The following is a 20,494-nucleotide window of genomic DNA, read 5'->3' on the forward strand; positions in this document are numbered from 1 at the left end:
TCCTTTGTCACAACAAGGGGGTGAACAGAATTACCGCTCACCCCGCATGTTTTCATATTCTTATTCTATTCCAATGATACCGGACTTACTCGATGATGTTATTCTCAGGGTCTTTTACGTAGCTTTTCATTTTATCCGTAACCGTGATGCCTTGCTCTGCAGCTGCCTTCAGGTTCATGATGAAATCAAGTTTTTGCGGAACCGTGATGTCCATTTCGCCTGGTTTTTTGCCGTTTTTCAAAATTTCAACAGCCATTTGTCCAACTTCATAACCGTGGTCGAAGTATTTGAAACCAACCGTTAGGAAGGCTCCCTTTTCAACCGTATCACGGTCGGCGGAGAAGAACGGAATGTCGTTTTTGTTAGCCACTTCAATAATAGAATCCACGCCGCTTACAACGTTGTTATCGAGCGTAATGTAGATAGCATCAACACGGCCAACCAAAGACTCGGCAGCTTGTTGTACATCGGAAATGTTAACGATAGGAGCTTTAACAAGTTCTATGCCATGTGCTGAAAGTGCTTCTTCGGCATATTTAGCCATAACTACAGCATTTGGTTCGCCTTCGTTGATAACTAGGCCTACTTTCTTCACTTCTGGGAGCTCGGCAGCGATGAAATCCATCGTTTGCTTAACCGCATCCGGGTTCGTATCGGAAGCGCCCGTTACGTTGCCGCCTGGAGCTTGAAGTTGCTTAACGATGCCTGCATCGATCGGATCTGTTACTGCTGCGAACAATACTGGGATGTTCGTCACGTCCTCAGCCAAGTTCTGAGCCGTCATTGTCGCGATCCCGAGTGCAAGGTCCGCTTTGCCCGAAGCGATTTTCTGAGAAATCGTTTTGCTGTTTGCCGTATCCGCTTGTGCGTTGTTCATATCGATCTTCAGGTTCTTTCCTTCTTCAATGCCTGCATCCTTCAACGCTGCGAGAAAACCTTCTTTTGTTGCATCGAGCGACGGATGCTCAACCAATTGCGAAATCGCAATCGTATACGTTTTTTCTGCATCCCCGCCAGTATTGCCTGTGTTGTTGTTCGATCCTGCATTCGTATTGCCGGAACCGTTCGCACCGCATGCCGCCGTTACAGCCATAACAGCCGCAAGCGTAACGCCTAACCAAAACTTTTTCTTCATTTTGAATTACCCCTCTCATGATGTGTACCGTTAAAGTTGTGCTCGTACAGCGTCTGCCTAACAAAAGACAATACAAAAAAAGGCCATACCTTTTCTCTCTTCGGAAATATGCCTGACTTGTAGGAACTGAATACCTTCGGAGCTTTGGCCAACCTTACATTACATTTAATATTAAAGGTCGAAGCAGCATACCGTCAATCATTAGTTACATGAAAAATATCCAAATAAACTTACAAACATAAAGAAGCTCCCACAACTGTGGGAGCTTCTTTTTATAAACGTCGGCCTAAGGCCGCGTTTATTATTTTTGGATAGTTGCTACTGCGCCAGCGCCTACTGTACGGCCGCCTTCACGAATCGAGAAACGAGTTCCCTCTTCAACAGCGATTGGAGCGATAAGCTCAACCGTTACAGTGATGTTGTCGCCAGGCATAACCATCTCAGTGCCTTCTGGCAGGTTGATGATACCTGTTACGTCAGTTGTACGGAAGTAGAACTGTGGACGGTAACCTGTGAAGAAAGGCTTGTGACGGCCACCCTCTTCTTTAGTAAGAACGTAGATTTGAGCAGTGAAGTTCGTGTGTGGCTTAACCGAACCCGGTTTAGCCAATACTTGACCACGCTCGATGTTGCTGCGGTCTACACCACGAAGCAATGCGCCAACGTTGTCGCCAGCTTGAGCGGAGTCAAGCAATTTGCGGAACATTTCTACGCCTGTTACTACGGATTTACGGGACTCTTCAGCAAGACCGATGATTTCGATCTCGTCGCCAACTTTGATAACGCCACGCTCTACGCGACCTGTAGCAACTGTACCACGGCCTGTGATTGTGAATACGTCCTCGACAGGCATAAGGAAAGGCTTAGCCGTGTCGCGTTCTGGAGTTGGGATGTAAGTGTCAACTTGTTCGAACAGTTCAACGATTTTGTCAGCCCAAGGACCATCTGGGTTAGCAAGTGCTTCACGAGCTGCGCCGCGGATGATTGGAGTGTCGTCGCCTGGGAACTCATACTCGGAAAGAAGGTCGCGAACTTCCATCTCAACAAGCTCAAGAAGCTCTTCGTCTTCAACCATGTCGCATTTGTTCAGGAATACAACGATGTAAGGCACGCCTACTTGTTTCGAAAGCAAGATGTGCTCACGAGTTTGTGGCATTGGGCCGTCAGTAGCGGATACTACAAGAATAGCTCCGTCCATTTGCGCAGCACCAGTGATCATGTTTTTAACGTAGTCGGCGTGACCTGGGCAGTCAACGTGTGCGTAGTGACGAGCTGGCGTCTCATACTCAACGTGAGCTGTCGAGATTGTGATACCGCGCTCGCGCTCTTCTGGAGCTTTATCGATTTGGTCGAATGCTACTGCTGCACCGCCGTATTTTTTGGAAAGAACAGTTGTAATAGCAGCCGTCAATGTTGTTTTACCGTGATCGACGTGACCGATAGTACCAATGTTAACGTGCGGTTTATTACGTTCAAATTTTGCCTTAGCCATTGAACTTAATCCTCCTCATATACCATCATATTTTTTATGTGTGGGCCGACACCTAGAGTGCAAGCAAACCTGATGACGGCCTAAAACAAACTTTAGTTAGCCAAACGCAGTGATTACTCAGTGCCTTTGTGCTTGGAAATAATTTCTTCAGCGATCGACTTAGGAACTTCTTCATAGTGAGAAAGCTCCATCGAGAATACGCCGCGTCCTTGTGTACCGGAACGAAGTGTTGTGGAGTAACCAAACATCTCGGAGAGAGGCACCTTAGCACGGATGATTTGCGCGCCTGCGCGCGAATCCATACCTTCGATACGACCACGACGGGAGTTAAGCATACCCATAACATCGCCCATGTACTCTTCAGGAACAGTAACTTCAACTTTCATGATTGGCTCGAGCAATACTGGCTTACATTTTTCTTTGGCAGCTTTAAGCGCCATCGAACCTGCAATTTTGAACGCCATCTCGGAGGAGTCGACATCATGATAAGATCCGTCTACAACAACAGCTTTGACATCAACGAGCGGGAAGCCGGCAACTACGCCGTTTTTCATCGACTCTTCAATACCAGCCTGGATAGGAGCGATAAATTCACGTGGAATCGAACCGCCGACTGTTTTGTTTTCGAATATGAAGCCTGAACCTGGCTCAAGTGGTGAGAATTCAACCCAACAATGTCCGAATTGACCTTTACCACCGGATTGACGAACGAACTTACCTTCAACTTTCGCGGCTTGACGGAACGTTTCACGGTAAGCAACTTGTGGTTTACCAACGTTTGTCTCAACTTTGAATTCACGGAACATACGGTCAACGAGAATTTCAAGGTGAAGCTCACCCATACCAGAAATAATCGTTTGGTTTGTTTCTTCATCCGTATGTGCGCGGAAGGTAGGATCTTCCTCAGCGAGTTTAGAAATCGCAATACCGAGTTTGTCTTGGTCCGCTTTCGTTTTTGGTTCGATAGCAACCGAGATAACCGGTTCTGGGAAGTTCATCGACTCAAGGATGATGATCGCTTTCTCATCGCAAAGTGTATCACCAGTTGTTGTGTCTTTAAGACCAACAGCTGCAGCGATATCGCCGGAATACACTTCAGAGATTTCTTGACGTGAGTTAGCATGCATTTGAAGAATACGTCCAATACGTTCACGTTTGCCCTTAGTTGAGTTAAGAACATACGAACCGGATTTCAGTATACCCGAATACACACGGAAGAACGTCAAACGACCAACATAAGGATCCGTCATGATTTTGAATGCCAAAGCCGAGAACGGCTCTGTATCAGACGATGGTCGTGCACCTTCTTCGCCATCTTCGAGCGTACCTTTGATTGCTGGTACATCGAGTGGGGATGGAAGATAGTCAACAACCGCATCCAACATCAATTGAACACCTTTATTGCGGTACGAGGATCCAACGATTACTGGGAAGATTTTAACTTCGCATACGCCTTTACGGAGTGCTGCTTTAATTTCTGGAATAGTGAGTTCTTCACCTTCCAAATATTTCATCGTTAATTCTTCATCCAGTTCTGCAACCTTTTCAATCAATTCCGTGCGAAGTTCTTCGACTTGGTCGGCGTACTCAGCAGGAATCTCAACTTGAATTGGATCTTTACCTGTATCATCTTTGTACTTGTATGCTATGCGTTCAACGATATCGATAACGCCAACAAAATCACTCTCGGCGCCGATCGGTATTTGAATCGCAACAGCATTAGCTTGCAGACGCTCGCGCATGTCTTTAATAACATTCAGGAAGTCTGCGCCAATGATGTCCATCTTATTGACGTAAGCGATACGTGGTACGTTGTAACGGTCAGCTTGACGCCATACCGTTTCAGACTGTGGCTCAACGCCTTCTTTCGCACTGAAAACCCCAACAGCCCCGTCCAATACGCGCAGGGAACGTTCAACTTCAACTGTGAAGTCAACGTGTCCCGGGGTGTCGATAATATTGATGCGGTGACCGTTCCATTGAGCGGTTGTAGCGGCAGACGTAATCGTAATACCGCGTTCTTGTTCTTGTTCCATCCAGTCCATCGTAGCTGCACCTTCGTGCACCTCACCGATTTTATGAGTACGGCCCGTGAAGAACAAGATCCGTTCAGTAGTAGTCGTTTTACCAGCATCAATATGCGCCATGATCCCGATATTGCGCGTATTATTCAAGGAGAACTCTCTTGACATAAAATGGTCTCCTCTCGATTGTTAAGATTCTACCAGCGGTAGTGAGCAAACGCTTTGTTTGCTTCAGCCATTTTGTGCGTATCTTCGCGTTTCTTAACAGAAGCGCCAGTGTTGTTCGAAGCATCCAGGATTTCAGCAGCTAGACGCTCTTCCATCGTTTTCTCGCCGCGGTTACGTGAGTAGTTCACGAGCCAACGGAGACCAAGTGCCGTACGGCGCTCTGGTTTAACTTCGATAGGCACTTGATAGTTAGCGCCGCCTACACGGCGAGCTTTAACCTCAAGAACCGGCATAATGTTTTTCAAAGCTGTTTCAAAAACCTCCATCGGATCTTTACCCGAACGCTCTTGAATCAATTTGAAAGCATCGTATAGCAGTGTTGCTGCTACGCCTCTTTTACCGTCAAGCATAATGCGGTTGATTAGGCGCGTTACCAGCTTGCTGTTATACATCGGATCTGGAAGCACATCGCGCTTCGTTACAGGACCTTTGCGTGGCATGTAAAGTCCCCCTTTCTTCTTATAGTCGCTTGTTCTAGCTTGTTAATAACTCAATAGAGTTATTCTTACGATTTTTTAACTTTAGGACGTTTTGTACCATATTTCGAACGAGCTTGCATACGGTTGTTAACACCTGCAGTATCAAGCGCGCCGCGAACGATATGATAACGTACTCCCGCTAAGTCTTTTACTTTACCGCCGCGGATCAAAACAACGCTATGCTCTTGCAAGTTGTGTCCGATACCCGGAATGTAAGCCGTAACCTCTAGACGGTTCGTCAGACGAACACGAGCATATTTACGAAGCGCGGAGTTCGGTTTCCTTGGAGTCATTGTACCTACACGAGTGCACACACCGCGTTTTTGAGGAGCGCTGATGTTAGTAGCTTCACGTTTCAGAGCGTTGAAACCTTTTTGCAATGCTGGCGATTTCGATTTAACGACTTTCGCTTGACGTCCTTTGCGGACCAGCTGGTTAATTGTTGGCATGTTGCCACCCCCTTCCCCTATATCAATGTCTTTAATACGGTAGACATTTTACCCCATTTAAGCCCACAGAACCAGGCGGTTCATAAATGAACATACGAATTTCTAATTCCTAGTCATCAGGCACACTTCGACATATTAGCATCTATACTGTGTACATGTCAAGTGTAATCCTCTAAAATTCATATTTTTACTGAATTAATGATTAATGCTATACATAATTTACTGCATGATCTCAAAAGAAAAAGCGATCCACGCAGCCCGTTCGCATCGAGCGAACGGGTGCACGTATCACTTCATTCTTCATTCATTACCTATCTGAGTCAGCTATGGACTGCTATCTATTCGATAGCTACTGCTTCCGTAGCTTCCTCTTGGACAATTGGATTGCCTTCTTCATCTTCCATACCCACGAAGTGGATATTGCGGTAACGCTGCATACCGGTACCTGCTGGAATCAGCTTACCGATAATTACGTTCTCTTTCAAGCCAAGCAATTGGTCGACTTTGCCTTTGATAGCAGCATCGGTCAATACGCGCGTCGTTTCTTGGAACGATGCCGCCGACAAGAACGAATCCGTTTCAAGCGACGCTTTCGTAATACCGAGCAATACCGGCTTAGCGACAGCTGGCTCTTTATCAGAGAAGATAGCCTCGCGGTTCTGCGACTCATATTCATGAATGTCGACGAACGCACCTGGAAGAAGAGTTGTACCGCCAGCGTCTACGATACGGATTTTACGGAGCATTTGTTTAATCATGACTTCAACGTGCTTGTCATTGATTTCTACGCCCTGGTTCCGGTAAACGCGCTGTACTTCTTGCAAAATGTAGTTCTGAACGCCGCGGATACCTTTGATGCGCAGCATGTCTTTCGGATCGATCGAACCGTCTGTCAGCTCGTCGCCTGCTTCGATATGCTGGCCTTCCGTTACGCGGATACGCGAACCGTAAGTAACTGCATATACTTTCGATTCTGCTTCGCCTTGAACTTCGATTTCTCGACGGTCCTTCGCTTCGCGAATTTCCTTGATGACGCCGTCAAGCTCGGAAATGATCGCTTGGCCTTTCGGATTACGCGCCTCGAACAACTCCTGGATACGCGGCAAACCTTGCGTGATGTCGTCGCCGGCAACGCCGCCCGTATGGAACGTACGCATCGTGAGCTGTGTTCCTGGTTCGCCGATCGATTGAGCCGCGATAATACCTACCGCTTCACCAATCTCTACGTGCTTGCCAGTAGCCAAGTTACGGCCGTAGCACACTTTACATACGCCATGACGAGCGCGGCAGCTAAGCACAGAACGAATCTGCAGCTTCTCAACACCTGCATCGATGATCGCATCCGCTTTGTTCGAATCGATCAGTTCACTGCGGTTAACGATAATCTCGCCAGTCTTCGGATGACGAACAGTCTCGAAGGAGTAACGTCCTTCAATACGGTCGTACAGATCCTCGATAACTTCTTTACCGTCTTGAATCTTGCTAACCGTGAATCCTTTATCTGTACCGCAATCTTCTTCACGAACGATAACGTCCTGCGCAACGTCAACCAAACGACGAGTCAAGTAACCCGAATCGGCTGTACGAAGTGCTGTATCGGCCAAACCTTTACGCGCACCATGCGTCGAGATAAAGTACTCGAGGACGGTAAGACCTTCACGGAAGTTCGATTTGATTGGCAACTCGATGATACGACCGGATGGGTTGGCCATCAGACCACGCATACCGCCGAGCTGAGTAATTTGCGATTTGTTACCCCGTGCTTTCGAATCCACCATGAGCATGATGTTGTTGTAACGATCCATCGATTTCATGAGGACTTCGGTAATTTCGTCTTTACACGCGCTCCAAATCGTGATGATACGGTCATAACGCTCTTCGTTCGTAATCAAACCACGACGGTATTGATTCATAACGGTAGCGACCTTATCGTCGGAACGTTTCATGATTTCTGCTTTTTCTATCGGGATGATAACGTCGGATACGCCGATCGTAATACCAGCCTTTGTGGAATAAGTGAAACCAAGTTGCTTAATGCGGTCAAGAATGACAGCCGTAAGCGTTGTATGGTATTGACGGAAGCATTCCGCAATAACAAGCGCGAGGTAGTCTTTGCCTACCGCGCCAGGGGTATTCAGTTCATCCGCAAACTTAACAAGGTCTGCACCTTTTTCGTATACGAAATATTTATCTGGCGTACCGTGAAGCAGGTTCGTTTTCGTTGCTTCGTTGATATAAGGGAAATCTTCAGGGAAAATCTCGTTGAAGATGACTTTACCAACCGTAGTAACGAGCAACGAATTTTGCTGCTGTTCGGTGAAATTCACTTTTTTCAATACGCGAACCGGAACGAAGATACGCGCATGCAACGATACAATACCGCGTTGATAAGCGGAGATTGCTTCGTTGACCGTACCGAATACGGATCCACTGCCTTTGGACTCTTTGTTGTCCATCGTCAGATAGTAGCTGCCGAGAACCATATCCTGCGATGGCGTAACGACTGGCTTACCGTCTTTCGGGTTCAAGATATTGCCCGATGCAAGCATAAGAAGACGAGCTTCCGCTTGCGCTTCTGCGGACAACGGTACGTGAACGGCCATTTGGTCACCGTCGAAGTCAGCGTTGTAAGCTGTACATACGAGCGGGTGAAGCTTGATCGCTTTACCTTCAACCAAGATTGGCTCGAACGCTTGGATACCAAGTCTGTGAAGCGTCGGGGCACGGTTGAGCAATACCGGATGCTCCTTGATCACTTCTTCAAGAACGTCCCACACTTCAGGGCTTACACGTTCAACTTTACGCTTCGCGCTCTTAATGTTATGCGCAAGGCCTTTGTTGACGAGTTCCTTCATGACGAACGGCTTGAACAGCTCAAGTGCCATTTCCTTCGGAAGGCCGCACTGGAACATTTTCAGGTTAGGACCTACGACGATAACGGAACGACCGGAATAGTCAACCCGTTTACCGAGCAAGTTCTGACGGAAACGTCCTTGCTTACCTTTGAGCATATGGCTGAGAGATTTCAATGGACGGTTGCCCGGTCCTGTAACAGGACGGCCGCGACGACCATTATCGATCAATGCGTCAACTGCTTCTTGAAGCATGCGCTTCTCATTCTGTACGATAATGTCTGGTGCACCCAGATCAAGCAGGCGCTTCAGACGGTTGTTCCGGTTAATTACACGGCGATACAAATCGTTAAGGTCGGATGTTGCGAAACGGCCGCCGTCGAGTTGTACCATTGGACGAAGCTCAGGAGGAATGACCGGAAGCACGTCCAAAATCATCCACTCCGGCTCGTTGCCGGAATTACGGAATGCTTCGACGACTTCAAGACGCTTGATCGCACGGTTACGGCGTTGGCCTTGAGCCGTACGCAGCTCTTCCTTCAGTTGCTCAAGCTCTTTTTCGATGTCGATATCTTGAAGAAGCTTCTTAACTGCCTCAGCACCCATGCCTGCATGGAAGCCGAAACCGTACTTCTCACGATAACTGCGGTATTCTTTCTCAGACAATAGTTGTTTCTTCTCAAGCGGAGTTTCACCTGGATCGGTAACAACGTAAGATGCGAAATAAATGATCTCCTCAAGCGAACGAGGGGACATATCAAGCGCAAGGCCCATGCGGCTTGGAATACCTTTGAAGTACCAGATATGGGAGACAGGAGCTGCAAGCTCGATATGTCCCATACGCTCGCGGCGAACTTTCGCGCGAGTAACTTCGACGCCACAGCGGTCACAGACTACGCCTTTGTAACGAACGCGTTTGTATTTGCCGCAATGACATTCCCAGTCCTTAGTAGGTCCAAAGATTTTTTCGCAGAAGAGACCTTCCTTCTCCGGTTTTAACGTCCTATAGTTGATTGTCTCCGGTTTCTTAACTTCTCCGCGGGACCACGAGCGAATTTTGTCAGGCGAAGCCAGACCGATTTTCATATACTCGAAGTTGTTCACGTCCAACAAGGAGCAACCCTCCTTCGTCATCTATAACTATGTCTTTATGCGTAAACTGCCGAATTCCGAGGAGCGCGTGACGCTACTCGGAATTCAGGCGAATGCTTTATTCAGCGCCGACTTCAGTGCCTTCTAGATTAAGATTAAGTTTATCGCCAGTGTTCTCTTCCTCGTCGTCCATTTCCTTCATCTCGATCTCTTCTTCATTCTCGGTCAGGATCTTAACGTCCATGCCCAAGCTTTGAAGCTCTTTGATCAATACTTTGAACGATTCTGGAACACCCGGTTCAGGAACATTCTCGCCTTTGACGATCGATTCGTATGTTTTCACACGGCCGACCACGTCATCGGATTTGACGGTAAGAATTTCTTGGAGCGTGTACGCTGCGCCATATGCTTCAAGCGCCCATACTTCCATCTCCCCGAAACGTTGTCCGCCGAATTGCGCTTTACCGCCGAGAGGCTGTTGCGTAACGAGCGAGTAAGGACCCGTCGAACGAGCATGGATTTTATCGTCAACCATGTGCGCCAGTTTGATCATGTACATGACGCCAACGGTAACTTCACGTTCGAAGTTCTCGCCGGTACGACCGTCATAAAGGACAGTCTTACCATTACGCTGCATGCCGGCTTCTTCCATCGTATCGAATACGTCATTCTCGCGCGCGCCGTCGAATACAGGCGTTGCGGCGTGAATGCCGAGATGCTTACAAGCCATACCAAGGTGAACTTCAAGCGCTTGACCGATGTTCATCCGCGAAGGTACGCCGAGCGGATTCAGTACGACTTCTACTGGTGTACCGTCCGGTAGGAACGGCATATCCTCTTCCGGCATGATGCGGGCGATAACCCCTTTGTTACCATGACGTCCGGCCATTTTATCGCCTTCAGAAATTTTACGCTTCTGAGCGATATAAGCACGAACCAACTGGTTAACGCCTGGCGGCAATTCGTCGCCGTTCTCACGAGTGAACACCTTCACGTCTACAACGATACCGTCCGTACCATGCGGTACGCGGAGCGATGTATCACGAACTTCGCGAGCTTTCTCGCCGAAGATTGCGTGGAGCAATCTTTCCTCGGCCGTCAGCTCCGTTACGCCCTTAGGCGTTACTTTACCGACAAGGATGTCTCCTGCGTTAATCTCAGCACCGACACGGATAATGCCGCGCTCGTCGAGATTGCGTAGCGCATCTTCGCCGACGTTCGGAATGTCGCGTGTAATTTCTTCCGGTCCAAGCTTCGTATCACGAGCTTCGGACTCATATTCTTCAATGTGAATGGACGTGTATACGTCTTCCTTCACAAGCTTTTCGCTTAGCAAGATGGCATCCTCGTAGTTGTAACCTTCCCACGTCATGAACGCGACAACAACGTTGCGTCCTAGGGCCAATTCGCCTTGTTCTGTGGAAGGGCCGTCTGCGAGAATATCGCCTTTCTTGATTACGTCGCCTTTGCGTACAAGCGGACGTTGGTTAATGCACGTACCTTGGTTGGAACGCATAAACTTATGCAGCTTGTGCTTAACCAAGTCGCCTGTTACCGGTTTGCCGTCAATGATCTCAACGCGGCGCAGCCAAATTTCGTTAGCTGACGAGCGCTCGATAATTCCGTCATATTTGGCAACAATACATACACCCGAATCTTTTGCTGCCTTATGCTCCATACCCGTACCGACGAACGGCGCTTTCGGGATAAGAAGAGGTACGGCTTGACGTTGCATGTTCGATCCCATTAGTGCGCGGTTGGAGTCATCGTTCTCTAGGAACGGAATGAGCGCTGTCGCAACCGACACAACCTGCTTAGGCGATACGTCCATGTAGTCAACGCGTTCGCTAGGCATCGTCAAGATGTTATCCGCCTGTTTGTTGTAACGAACGATTGTGTTCGTTTCAGCAAATTGGCCTTCAGGAGTCAGCTTCGCATTCGCTTGCGCGATGATATAGTTGTCTTCCTCATCGGCAGTCATGTAAGAGATTTGTTCCGTAACAGTGCCCGTCTTCGGATCAACCCAACGATACGGAGCTTCAATGAAGCCGTACTCGTTAATACGGGCGAACGAGGACAAGGAGTTGATCAAACCGATGTTCGGTCCCTCTGGCGTCTCGATTGGACACATACGGCCATAGTGAGAGTGATGGACGTCACGCACTTCGAAGCCTGCGCGTTCCCTTGTCAAACCGCCTGGTCCGAGTGCCGATAGACGACGCTTATGCGTCAATTCAGCAAGCGGATTCGTTTGGTCCATGAACTGGGAAAGCTGCGAGGAACCGAAGAACTCTTTGATCGACGCGATAACGGGACGGATATTGATTAGCGCCTGTGGCGTAATCGCATTCGCATCCTGAATCGACATTCTCTCGCGCACAACGCGTTCCATACGTGAAAGACCGATACGGAATTGGTTCTGCAGCAATTCGCCTACGGAACGCAGACGACGGTTGCCGAGATGGTCAATATCGTCCGTGCTTCCAACGCCGTGGAGCAAGTTAATGAAATAGTTAATGGAGGAAATGATGTCCGCAGGCGTGATGTGCTTAACGGATTTATCAATAACGCCATTTGCGATAACTTTAATGACTTTGTTCTCGTCAAGCGGCGAGAATACGCTGATCGTTTGCAGCGGAATACTATCAGCATCAAGCACGCCGTTAGCGACGTGATAAGTCTTGAAGCCCACATCCGTCTCCAGCTTCTCGAGAATCTCGTCAAGCAAGCGACGGTCGATCATTTGTCCCGCCTCGGCGATAATTTCGCCTGTAGTCGGATCAACCAAATTCTCAGCGAGCTTCTGGTTGAACAAACGATTTTTGATATGAAGCTTCTTGTTTATTTTGTAACGGCCGACATTGGCCAGGTCATATCGTTTTGGATCAAAGAAACGAGCTACAAGCAAGCTCTTCGCATTATCCAAAGTCGGCGGCTCACCTGGACGAAGACGCTCGTAAATCTCGATCAGCGCTTTCTCCGTGGAATCCGTGTTGTCCTTGTCTAGCGTATTGCGAATGTACTCATCATGGCCTAGCAGCTCGAGAATCTCAGCGTCTGTGCCAAAACCAAGTGCACGCAAAAGCACCGTTACCGGAATTTTCCGGGTCCGGTCAATACGAACGTAAACAATATCCTTGGCATCCGTTTCAAGCTCCAGCCAAGCACCACGGTTCGGAATAACCGTTGCCGTGTAGTTCTTCTTCCCGTTCTTATCAACCTTCGTGCTGAAGTACACACTCGGGGAGCGCACCAATTGGCTGACTATAACCCGCTCGGCCCCGTTAATAATAAACGTGCCTGTCTCAGTCATAAGCGGGAAATCACCCATGAACACTTCTTGTTCCTTTACCTCGCCGGTTTCCTTATTGAAAAGTCGTACCTTAACGCGTAAAGGAGCTGCATACGTCACGTCGCGCTCTTTTGATTCATCGACCGAATATTTCGGTTCGCCTAAGCCATAGTCGATAAACTCAAGCGATAGATTGCCCGTAAAGTCCGAAATCGGAGAAATATCCTGAAACAATTCAATCAAATCGTTGTCCAAGAACTTCTCATACGATTTTTGTTGGATTTCAATCAGGTTCGGGACTTCCAGCACCTCGTTGATTCGGGCGTAGCTTCTGCGCGCTCGCCGACCATACTGAACAAGTTGTCCTGCCAACTTAACCTCACCCCTCATGTCTGTCTCACAGCATCGATACTTACTGCGTCACTCATAGCCGGCACCAGCCGCCTATATAGTTAAATAAAGAAAAGCCCTTATCGAATAGTTCGAAAAAAGAGCGTGTTTCCGGCAGCCAACCATTCGCAGCGCGGCGCGATGGTCACATATCAAGTAATTTTGCCCAAAATGTAAACATTATACGTCAAACTTGCATATCTTATGCAATCCGCGCCCAAAAAATCATACTTGACATTTTAGTTGACTAAAGAGATTGAGCCCAATTTAATGCTGACATTTTATAATATTACCATATCCAAAAAGTCAAGTCAAACTATTTTGCAAAACATTCTTTGAAAACTTTTTTTTTGCTTATGTTCGAGTAGCTTTGAAGATCCGATAGCCTTTATCCTTCGTAACTTCCTCAACCTCATGCTCTCCGTACAAGTCCTTAAGCTTCGCCTCCGCTGACGGCGCTCCTTGCTTCTTCTGAATCACAACCCACATCGTTCCGCCTGGCTCAAGCAGCTCATAGCCTTCCTCGAAGATACGATGAACGACTGCTTTTCCCGCGCGAATAGGCGGATTCGTTACAATGGTATTGAACCGTTGTTCTTTCACCGCAGCATAGATATCACTCTGCACTACCGTTACATTCGATATGCCGTTAAGTCGAGCATTCTCGCGAGACAGCTCTACCGCTCGTTCATTAATATCAATCATCGTCACATGACCTTGCTGCGCCAGCTTCGCAGCCGTCAGCCCGATCGGGCCGTAGCCGCAACCGACATCAAGCACCTTTGCATCGCCCGCAATCTCCATGACATCAATCAACACTCGGCTGCCGTAATCGACACCCGTCTTGGAGAATACGCCGGCATCTGTCATAAAACGAAAGGCATAGCCGCGCAGATCAAAGGTATGCTGCTGCCGGTTATGCTTTACTTCCGGGCTTTCAGAATAATAATGATTCGACATGTTCGGCTTCCCTTCCGTCATCCTTGAGCTATTAGCTTATAACATGCAACGAACCCCTTGAAACCATGCGGTTCCAAGGGGCTCGTCAGCGAGGCCACAGCGTATGCTTATGTCCCTGCTGTATGCAATTTAAGCGATATTACTTAACTTCTACGGAAGCGCCAGCTTCAGTAAGTTTAGCTGCAACAGCTTCAGCTTCTTCTTTAGCAACTTTTTCTTTGATTGCTTTAGGAGCGCTGTCAACCAAGTCTTTCGCTTCTTTCAGGCCAAGACCTGTGATTTCGCGAACAACTTTGATTACGTTGATTTTCGATGCGCCAGCGTTGTTAAGGATAACGTCGAATTCGGATTGCTCAGCTTCAACAGCTACTGCTGCGCCGCCAGCAGCTACTGGAGCTGCAGCAGTTACGCCGAATTCTTCTTCGATTGCTTTAACAAGGTCGTTCAGTTCAAGAACGGTCATAACTTTGATGGCTTCCAAGATTTGCTCTTTAGACATGGTTATACCTCCGGAAATTTGGTTTAGTTTTTTTGGTTTCTCGCATTATGCGACCGGCATAAGCCGGATAACAGTTACATCATTAGCAATGTTGCGTTGTTTCTTAAGCTTGTGCTTCTTGCTTCTCGCCGACTGCTTTAACTGCAAGCGCGAAGTTGCGCATAGGAGCTTGCAATACGCTGAGGAGCATGGAAAGCAAACCGTCGCGGGACGGAAGCTCTGCAAGAGCTTTGATTTGTTCCATATCAACGACTTTACCTTCAACGATACCGCCTTTAAGTTTCAAAGCGTCGTTTTTCTTAGCAAAATCGTTCAAGATTTTCGCTGGAGCAACGGCGTCTTCTTTGCCGAATGCGATTGCTGTAGGACCAGTCAGGATATCGTTCAAAGCTGCGAAATCCGTTCCTTCAGTTGCACGGCGAACGAGCGAGTTTTTCAAAACTTGGAATTCAATGCCCGCTTCGCGGAGTTGTTTCCGAAGTTCAGTAACTTGCGCAACGTTCAATCCGCGATAGTCAGCAACAACCGTGCTCGAGCTCTCAGAGATCTTTGCCGCGATTACTGATACTGCTTCTTGTTTCTCTTGGATGATCTTTGCGTTAGCCAAACTGTACACCTCCCGTAATATTTTACATTCCGATATACGACGGGCTTTCCTCGCCTCGATGCATGAGAAAGGCCTTCGCAGACGTTGCGAAGGCCATGATGTCGTTATCGCGGCAAGGCCGATAGGCCTTGGCTCGCTTACAAACGTTTTATCATAACACCTCGGTAGGAAATTAAGCCTAATGGCACCTACTGTCTTCGGTATGCGTGTTCGAAATTAAGTTCCGTTTCTTAGCGATAGTTCGCAGTCGATACACGAGCGCCAGGGCCCATAGTCGACGAAACGGCGATGTTTTTCAGGTAAATACCTTTAGCAGCAGCCGGTTTAGCGCGAACCAAAGCATCAACCAATGCTTTAAGGTTCTCGTTCAGCTTCTCAGCATCGAACGATACTTTACCGATTGGAGCGTGGATTTGACCTGCTTTATCAAGACGGTATTCAATCTTACCGGCTTTGATTTCTTGAACGGCTTTCGTAACATCAAATGTTACTGTACCAGCTTTCGGGTTAGGCATCAAGCCCTTACCGCCGAGGATACGTCCAAGTTTACCAACTTCAGCCATCATGTCCGGCGTTGCTACGCAAACGTCGAATTCGAACCAGCCTTGTTGGATTTTGTTGATCATGTCTGCGTCGCCAACAAAGTCAGCGCCTGCAGCTTCCGCTTCTTTCGCTTTTTCGCCTTTTGCGAAAACGAGAACGCGTTTAGTTTTACCAGTACCGTGCGGAAGTACTACGACGCCGCGCACTGCTTGGTCTTGTTTACGTGGGTCAACGCCCAGACGAACTGCTACTTCAACGGATTCGTCGAATTTAGCTGTCGCAGCCTTCTTAACGAGTTCAATCGCTTCAGCCGGCTCGTAAGTTGCTTCGCTGTTGATCAGCTTAGCAGCTTCAACATATTTTTTACCGTGTTTAGCCATTTTGTTCTCCTCCTTATGTGGTATAGCGGAACACCCTCTTAGGGATGATCCTCCCACCTGCGAAAGCCGATTGGCCTCGCAAGACAGATCGTTCTAATCCCGCTAAAGCTGTAATAGCCTATGCGGAATTAGTCAACGATTGTTACGCCCATACTGCGCGCAGTACCTTCAACCATACGCATAGCTGCTTCAACAGAAGCTGCGTTTAGATCTTGCATTTTTTGCTCTGCGATTTCACGAACTTTATCGCGTTTTACAGTAGCAACTTTTTTCTTGTTCGGCTCACCTGAACCTTTTTCGATACCAGCAGCAACGCGGAGCAATACAGCAGCCGGCGGCGTTTTAGTTTCGAAAGTAAAGGAACGGTCTTCGAATACAGTGATCACGACTGGAATAATCAGACCAGCTTGATCCGCAGTACGAGCGTTGAACTCTTTACAGAAAGCCATGATGTTAACGCCTGCTTGACCTAGTGCCGGACCGATTGGTGGCGCTGGGTTAGCTTTGCCTGCAGGAACTTGCAGTTTGACCATCTTGATGACCTTTTTTGCCATGACTCATACCTCCTTACCTTGTAATCCTAAAGCATTACACGATCCGATGAAATACGCTAAAGTATTCCAAGCGGACTTGGAAACCGGATATTAAATCTTTTCCACTTGAGTATAGTCGAGCTCAAGAGGGGTTTCCCTGCCAAACATGTTGACATGAACTTTCAACTTCGCTTTGTCGAGCAAAATTTCTTCTACTGAACCGACAAAGTCTGCGAAAGGACCTACTTTGACGCGAACCGTTTCTTTCAGTTCGAATTCGATCTTCGGCTTCGGCTCTTCCATACCCATATGCTTGAGGATTTGCTCCACTTCATCGGGCAATAGAGGAGTCGGCTTCGAACCGGACCCAGTTGAACCTACGAATCCAGTTACGCCTGGCGTATTGCGAACAACGTACCATGAATCGTCGGTTTGAACCATTTCCACAAGAACATAGCCAGGGTAGACTTTGCGTTGAACGGTCTTCTTCTTACCGTCCTTCTCTACCACTTCATCTTCCATAGGAACGAGCACGCGGAAGATCTTGTCTTCCATGCCCATTGATTCAACACGGCGTTCCAGGTTGACTTTCACCTTGTTCTCATACCCGGAGTAAGTGTGCACGACGTACCATCTTTTTTCCATCACTAATCCACCTTTGGACCCTTCTTAAACAATGAGTTCAACCAGAGTCGAGATCCCGATGTCAAGAAGCCAGAAGTAAATCGTTACAAACGTGATCGTTAAAAGAACGACGATCGAGTAGCTTGTCAACTCTTTACGATTTGGCCAGCGAACTTTCTTAAGTTCTGCCCAGCTGTCGGCAAAAAAACTAAACGTATTACCAAAGCTTTGCTTTAGTTTAGCCAAAAATGCCACGGTCACACCTCCAATTGACTATCTCGTCTCGCGATGAGGAGTCTGCTCGTTACAAAACTTGCAAAACTTCTTCAACTCGATGCGGTCGGGGTGATTGCGTTTGTTCTTGCTGCTCGCATAGTTTCTCTGTTTGCAGTTTGTGCATGCCAACGTGATAATAACCCGCATTGAATTACACCTCCCGAACTGCTACAAAATACGAATCATGAAGCTCTATATGAAACATCATTGATTCCATCGCAAATACAAAAAAAAACCTCGATTTCAGGCCTACCTAAACACTTTAGCATATGGCATTTTTCATGTCAATGTAAAAGATAGACGCGCGGCATGCGAATTATTGCCAAGACAGCTTGCTTGGACACGGGACTCGTATCTACCATTATCGTCTGCTTCACGATTTTTCAACCCTATCAATAAAAAAACCGTCCCGGTCCGCCTGGTCTTACCAGACGGAATAGACAGCCTTGGTTATTATGCAGCTTGCAGCTCGTTGCTGAATGACACTTACCCGCTAATGTCCCTGATTTCCAAGTAACGTTCAAGCTTCCGCTTCACCCGTTGCAAAGCATTATCAATGGACTTCACATGGCGGTCCAAATCGACGGCAATTTCCTGGTATGATCTTCCGTCCAAATAAAGCATGAGCACCTTGCGCTCCAGATCGCTTAATATTTCGGACATCTTATCTTCCAAGCCAACGAATTCTTCTTGATTAATAATAAGTTCTTCCGGATCGGATACGCGTGTGCCGCATATAACGTCCAGCAGCGTGCGGTCTGAATCTTCATCATAAATTGGCTTGTCAAGCGATACATACGAATTGAGTGGGATGTGCTTCTGACGCGTGGCTGTTTTGATGGCGGTAATGATCTGCCTTGTAATGCACAATTCGGCAAAGGCTTTGAAGCTTGCTAGCTTGTCCCCTTTGAAATCGCGAATTGACTTATATAAGCCGATCATCCCTTCCTGCACGATATCTTCACGATCCGCGCCGATAAGAAAATAAGAACGCGCCTTTGCTCGCACGAAGTTCTTATACTTATTAATCAAATATTCCAGCGCCATGCTGTCGCCGTTGCGGACCGCCTCGACGATGTCCTCGTCCGTACTGCTGTCGTATTCGAGCGTACTCCATTCTTTGAGGTCGATGCCCACGAACTATCCCTCCGGCCTGCAAGGCGTACACCGCTAGATTCTGAAAATATAGAGCCAGTATACATGATAAAACCTTACACCGTCAACCAATTGAGCCTCGAAAACTATCGATTATCTAGTAAAATTGTAACTTTGTGGAACATTGAAACAAGCGTCGATCAAATACGATCTTCACTTATTTCGCCGACTCGATTTCCCTTACTTTTCACCGCGTCTCATTCGTTCCAGCTTACTCCATGTCTCCAAGTTCACTCTCGAGTCAACCGAATTGCGCTTGATCGGCTTATCTTCCCGAAGCGTTTGCTCGATATCTTTGCGGTTCTGCCCAATGTCGATGAGCAGTTCGCGCGCGGATACACGAAGGGCGCCTTGGCCGAACGCAACATGCTGCTCAATCATATCGGAGGTCGCCACGTAGATGTTCCTACGCCTCGAGCTCAGCTCCGCGCACAAGCGTTCAATGCACTCGTCAGCCGTTTCTTTCTCCTTCGTATAGATGACCGTGAGCTTATGCTGCCGGTAAGTCGCCCCTATGCCTGGGACAAAATAAGCGTCAAATACCACATACACCTTCATGCCCGTGAAGCCTTGATAATCCGCAAGCATGTCCAGCAGCTTATCCCGCGCATCCTCCAGGTCATGCTCCTTGAGCTTCTCGAGCATTGGCCACGCGCCGATCATATTGTATCCATCGACCAACAAAATGTCGTCGCGCCGATTCATGCCCTAGACGCCCCGGCGTTGCCGCACGACTTCATACATAAGCACGCCTGCTGCAACCGAGGCATTCAGTGAATTCAAGCGGCCGAGCATCGGAAGTTTAACGAGAAAATCGCATTTTTCTTTAATAAGCCGGCCCATGCCCTTGCTCTCGTTGCCGATTACGACGGCGAGCGGCATATCGAACTTCATCTTGTACACATCCTGCGATGCGCTTACGTCCGTGCCGGCGACCCATACGCCCGCTTCCTTCAGCTTATCGATGGTTTGAGCCAGGTTCGTCACTCTCGCTACAGGCACATGTTCTGCCGCTCCGGCCGAGGTCTTAAGCACAGTAGCCGTCAGCGAAGCCGAGCGGCGCTTCGGAATAATGACGCCGTGCACGCCCGTACATTCTGCCGTTCTTAGAATCGAGCCGAGGTTATGCGGATCCTCAATCTCGTCAAGAACAAGAATGAACGGCGTTTCCCCGCTCTTCGATGCGATCTCGAGCAGCTCTTCTACTTCTACGTAATCAAAGGCAGCCGCCTGCGCGACGACACCCTGATGGGCAACGCCTTCGACCAAACTATCCAGCTTACGCTTGTCAACGAATTGAACCACGATGCCAAGCTTCTTCGCCTCGGCAACGATCGGCTGCGTCAACGTCTTCTGCGCGCCGTCAGCAATCCATATTTTATTAATTTCCCGTCCGGAACGAAGCGCTTCAAGCACGGGATGCTTGCCAGCGATCATTTCCTCCTGGTTTTGGTTCTCAACAGACATCATGTTCCCTCCTCTAT

The 20,494-nt window shown here is 48.1% G+C and carries 18 protein-coding genes and 1 other annotated feature; all 18 genes read right to left on the bottom strand.

All coding sequences use genetic code 11. The features are described 5' to 3' along the window. Positions 1 to 85 precede the first annotated feature (85 nt). The 18 genes from AC0YN0_RS30730 to rlmB all read right to left on the bottom strand — a co-directional run bounded on the left by AC0YN0_RS30730 (position 86) and on the right by rlmB (position 20,477). Positions 86 to 1,135 carry an ABC transporter substrate-binding protein gene (locus AC0YN0_RS30730; protein ID WP_475824657.1) on the bottom strand — a complete coding sequence of 350 codons (1,050 nt, stop codon included), beginning with the start codon at positions 1,133 to 1,135 and terminating at the stop codon, positions 86 to 88. Positions 1,136 to 1,436: 301 nt separating this feature from the next. After that, the gene (gene tuf / locus AC0YN0_RS30735) at positions 1,437 to 2,627 is read right to left on the bottom strand and encodes an elongation factor Tu (protein ID WP_442050287.1); all 1,191 of its coding nucleotides are present in this window, start codon (positions 2,625 to 2,627) and stop codon (positions 1,437 to 1,439) included. A gap of 113 nt (positions 2,628 to 2,740) precedes the next feature. Continuing rightward, positions 2,741 to 4,819 (bottom strand): elongation factor G, encoded by a 2,079-nt coding sequence (gene fusA / locus AC0YN0_RS30740; RefSeq protein WP_442050286.1) that lies wholly within the window; start codon positions 4,817 to 4,819, stop codon positions 2,741 to 2,743. 29 nt (positions 4,820 to 4,848) lie between these two features. Then, entirely contained in the window at positions 4,849 to 5,319 is a 471-nt protein-coding gene (gene rpsG / locus AC0YN0_RS30745) for a 30S ribosomal protein S7 (protein ID WP_337103236.1), read from the bottom strand. Positions 5,320 to 5,384: 65 nt separating this feature from the next. Next, positions 5,385 to 5,807: a 30S ribosomal protein S12 gene (rpsL, locus tag AC0YN0_RS30750; RefSeq protein WP_054025332.1), complete on the bottom strand. Its 423-nt coding sequence runs from the start codon at positions 5,805 to 5,807 to the stop codon at positions 5,385 to 5,387. Between the two features lie 338 nt (positions 5,808 to 6,145). Beyond that, entirely contained in the window at positions 6,146 to 9,772 is a 3,627-nt protein-coding gene (rpoC, locus tag AC0YN0_RS30755; RefSeq protein ID WP_475824658.1) for a DNA-directed RNA polymerase subunit beta', read from the bottom strand. A 97-nt stretch (positions 9,773 to 9,869) separates the two neighbouring features. Next, a complete protein-coding gene (rpoB, locus tag AC0YN0_RS30760; protein ID WP_442050284.1) occupies positions 9,870 to 13,433 on the bottom strand; it encodes a DNA-directed RNA polymerase subunit beta in 3,564 nt (1,187 codons plus the stop codon). Between the two features lie 354 nt (positions 13,434 to 13,787). Further along, the gene (locus tag AC0YN0_RS30765; protein ID WP_475824659.1) at positions 13,788 to 14,393 is read right to left on the bottom strand and encodes a class I SAM-dependent methyltransferase; all 606 of its coding nucleotides are present in this window, start codon (positions 14,391 to 14,393) and stop codon (positions 13,788 to 13,790) included. A 139-nt stretch (positions 14,394 to 14,532) separates the two neighbouring features. Next, positions 14,533 to 14,892: a 50S ribosomal protein L7/L12 gene (rplL, locus tag AC0YN0_RS30770; protein WP_137186567.1), complete on the bottom strand. Its 360-nt coding sequence runs from the start codon at positions 14,890 to 14,892 to the stop codon at positions 14,533 to 14,535. Positions 14,893 to 14,995: 103 nt separating this feature from the next. Next, positions 14,996 to 15,499 carry a 50S ribosomal protein L10 gene (rplJ, locus tag AC0YN0_RS30775; RefSeq protein WP_475824660.1) on the bottom strand — a complete coding sequence of 168 codons (504 nt, stop codon included), beginning with the start codon at positions 15,497 to 15,499 and terminating at the stop codon, positions 14,996 to 14,998. Between the two features lie 55 nt (positions 15,500 to 15,554). Beyond that, positions 15,555 to 15,718 (bottom strand) — a sequence feature (ribosomal protein L10 leader region). A gap of 11 nt (positions 15,719 to 15,729) precedes the next feature. Then, entirely contained in the window at positions 15,730 to 16,422 is a 693-nt protein-coding gene (gene rplA / locus AC0YN0_RS30780; RefSeq protein ID WP_442050282.1) for a 50S ribosomal protein L1, read from the bottom strand. Between the two features lie 128 nt (positions 16,423 to 16,550). Further along, the gene (gene rplK, locus AC0YN0_RS30785; protein WP_337103231.1) at positions 16,551 to 16,976 is read right to left on the bottom strand and encodes a 50S ribosomal protein L11; all 426 of its coding nucleotides are present in this window, start codon (positions 16,974 to 16,976) and stop codon (positions 16,551 to 16,553) included. A gap of 90 nt (positions 16,977 to 17,066) precedes the next feature. Beyond that, on the bottom strand, positions 17,067 to 17,600 hold the full coding sequence (gene nusG, locus AC0YN0_RS30790) for a transcription termination/antitermination protein NusG (protein WP_307208468.1): 534 nt from the start codon (positions 17,598 to 17,600) through the stop codon (positions 17,067 to 17,069). 24 nt (positions 17,601 to 17,624) lie between these two features. Continuing rightward, the gene (secE, locus tag AC0YN0_RS30795) at positions 17,625 to 17,834 is read right to left on the bottom strand and encodes a preprotein translocase subunit SecE (protein ID WP_337103230.1); all 210 of its coding nucleotides are present in this window, start codon (positions 17,832 to 17,834) and stop codon (positions 17,625 to 17,627) included. 18 nt (positions 17,835 to 17,852) lie between these two features. Continuing rightward, on the bottom strand, positions 17,853 to 18,002 hold the full coding sequence (rpmG, locus tag AC0YN0_RS30800) for a 50S ribosomal protein L33 (RefSeq protein WP_015847242.1): 150 nt from the start codon (positions 18,000 to 18,002) through the stop codon (positions 17,853 to 17,855). A 339-nt stretch (positions 18,003 to 18,341) separates the two neighbouring features. Continuing rightward, positions 18,342 to 18,992 (bottom strand): RNA polymerase sporulation sigma factor SigH, encoded by a 651-nt coding sequence (sigH, locus tag AC0YN0_RS30805; RefSeq protein ID WP_442050281.1) that lies wholly within the window; start codon positions 18,990 to 18,992, stop codon positions 18,342 to 18,344. Positions 18,993 to 19,190: 198 nt separating this feature from the next. Continuing rightward, positions 19,191 to 19,715 (bottom strand): NYN domain-containing protein, encoded by a 525-nt coding sequence (locus AC0YN0_RS30810; protein WP_475824661.1) that lies wholly within the window; start codon positions 19,713 to 19,715, stop codon positions 19,191 to 19,193. Between the two features lie 3 nt (positions 19,716 to 19,718). Then, positions 19,719 to 20,477: a 23S rRNA (guanosine(2251)-2'-O)-methyltransferase RlmB gene (gene rlmB, locus AC0YN0_RS30815; RefSeq protein ID WP_475824662.1), complete on the bottom strand. Its 759-nt coding sequence runs from the start codon at positions 20,475 to 20,477 to the stop codon at positions 19,719 to 19,721. Positions 20,478 to 20,494: the final 17 nt, after the last annotated feature.

Source organism: Paenibacillus sp. J22P218 (assembly GCF_056269195.1).

Excerpts from the sequence above, each read along its gene's own strand:
- rpoB (WP_442050284.1), bottom strand. The coding sequence starts at position 13,433 with ATGAGGGGTGAGGTTAAGTTGGCAGGACAACTTGTTCAGTATGGTCGG.
- rpmG (WP_015847242.1), bottom strand. The coding sequence starts at position 18,002 with ATGCGGGTTATTATCACGTTGGCATGCACAAACTGCAAACAGAGAAAC.
- rplK (WP_337103231.1), bottom strand. The coding sequence starts at position 16,976 with ATGGCAAAAAAGGTCATCAAGATGGTCAAACTGCAAGTTCCTGCAGGC.
- tuf (WP_442050287.1), bottom strand. The coding sequence starts at position 2,627 with ATGGCTAAGGCAAAATTTGAACGTAATAAACCGCACGTTAACATTGGT.
- AC0YN0_RS30765 (WP_475824659.1), bottom strand. The coding sequence starts at position 14,393 with ATGTCGAATCATTATTATTCTGAAAGCCCGGAAGTAAAGCATAACCGG.
- AC0YN0_RS30810 (WP_475824661.1), bottom strand. The coding sequence starts at position 19,715 with ATGAATCGGCGCGACGACATTTTGTTGGTCGATGGATACAATATGATC.
- fusA (WP_442050286.1), bottom strand. The coding sequence starts at position 4,819 with ATGTCAAGAGAGTTCTCCTTGAATAATACGCGCAATATCGGGATCATG.
- rplL (WP_137186567.1), bottom strand. The coding sequence starts at position 14,892 with ATGTCTAAAGAGCAAATCTTGGAAGCCATCAAAGTTATGACCGTTCTT.
- nusG (WP_307208468.1), bottom strand. The coding sequence starts at position 17,600 with ATGGAAAAAAGATGGTACGTCGTGCACACTTACTCCGGGTATGAGAAC.
- rplA (WP_442050282.1), bottom strand. The coding sequence starts at position 16,422 with ATGGCTAAACACGGTAAAAAATATGTTGAAGCTGCTAAGCTGATCAAC.
- rpsL (WP_054025332.1), bottom strand. The coding sequence starts at position 5,807 with ATGCCAACAATTAACCAGCTGGTCCGCAAAGGACGTCAAGCGAAAGTC.
- rlmB (WP_475824662.1), bottom strand. The coding sequence starts at position 20,477 with ATGTCTGTTGAGAACCAAAACCAGGAGGAAATGATCGCTGGCAAGCAT.
- rpsG (WP_337103236.1), bottom strand. The coding sequence starts at position 5,319 with ATGCCACGCAAAGGTCCTGTAACGAAGCGCGATGTGCTTCCAGATCCG.
- AC0YN0_RS30730 (WP_475824657.1), bottom strand. The coding sequence starts at position 1,135 with ATGAAGAAAAAGTTTTGGTTAGGCGTTACGCTTGCGGCTGTTATGGCT.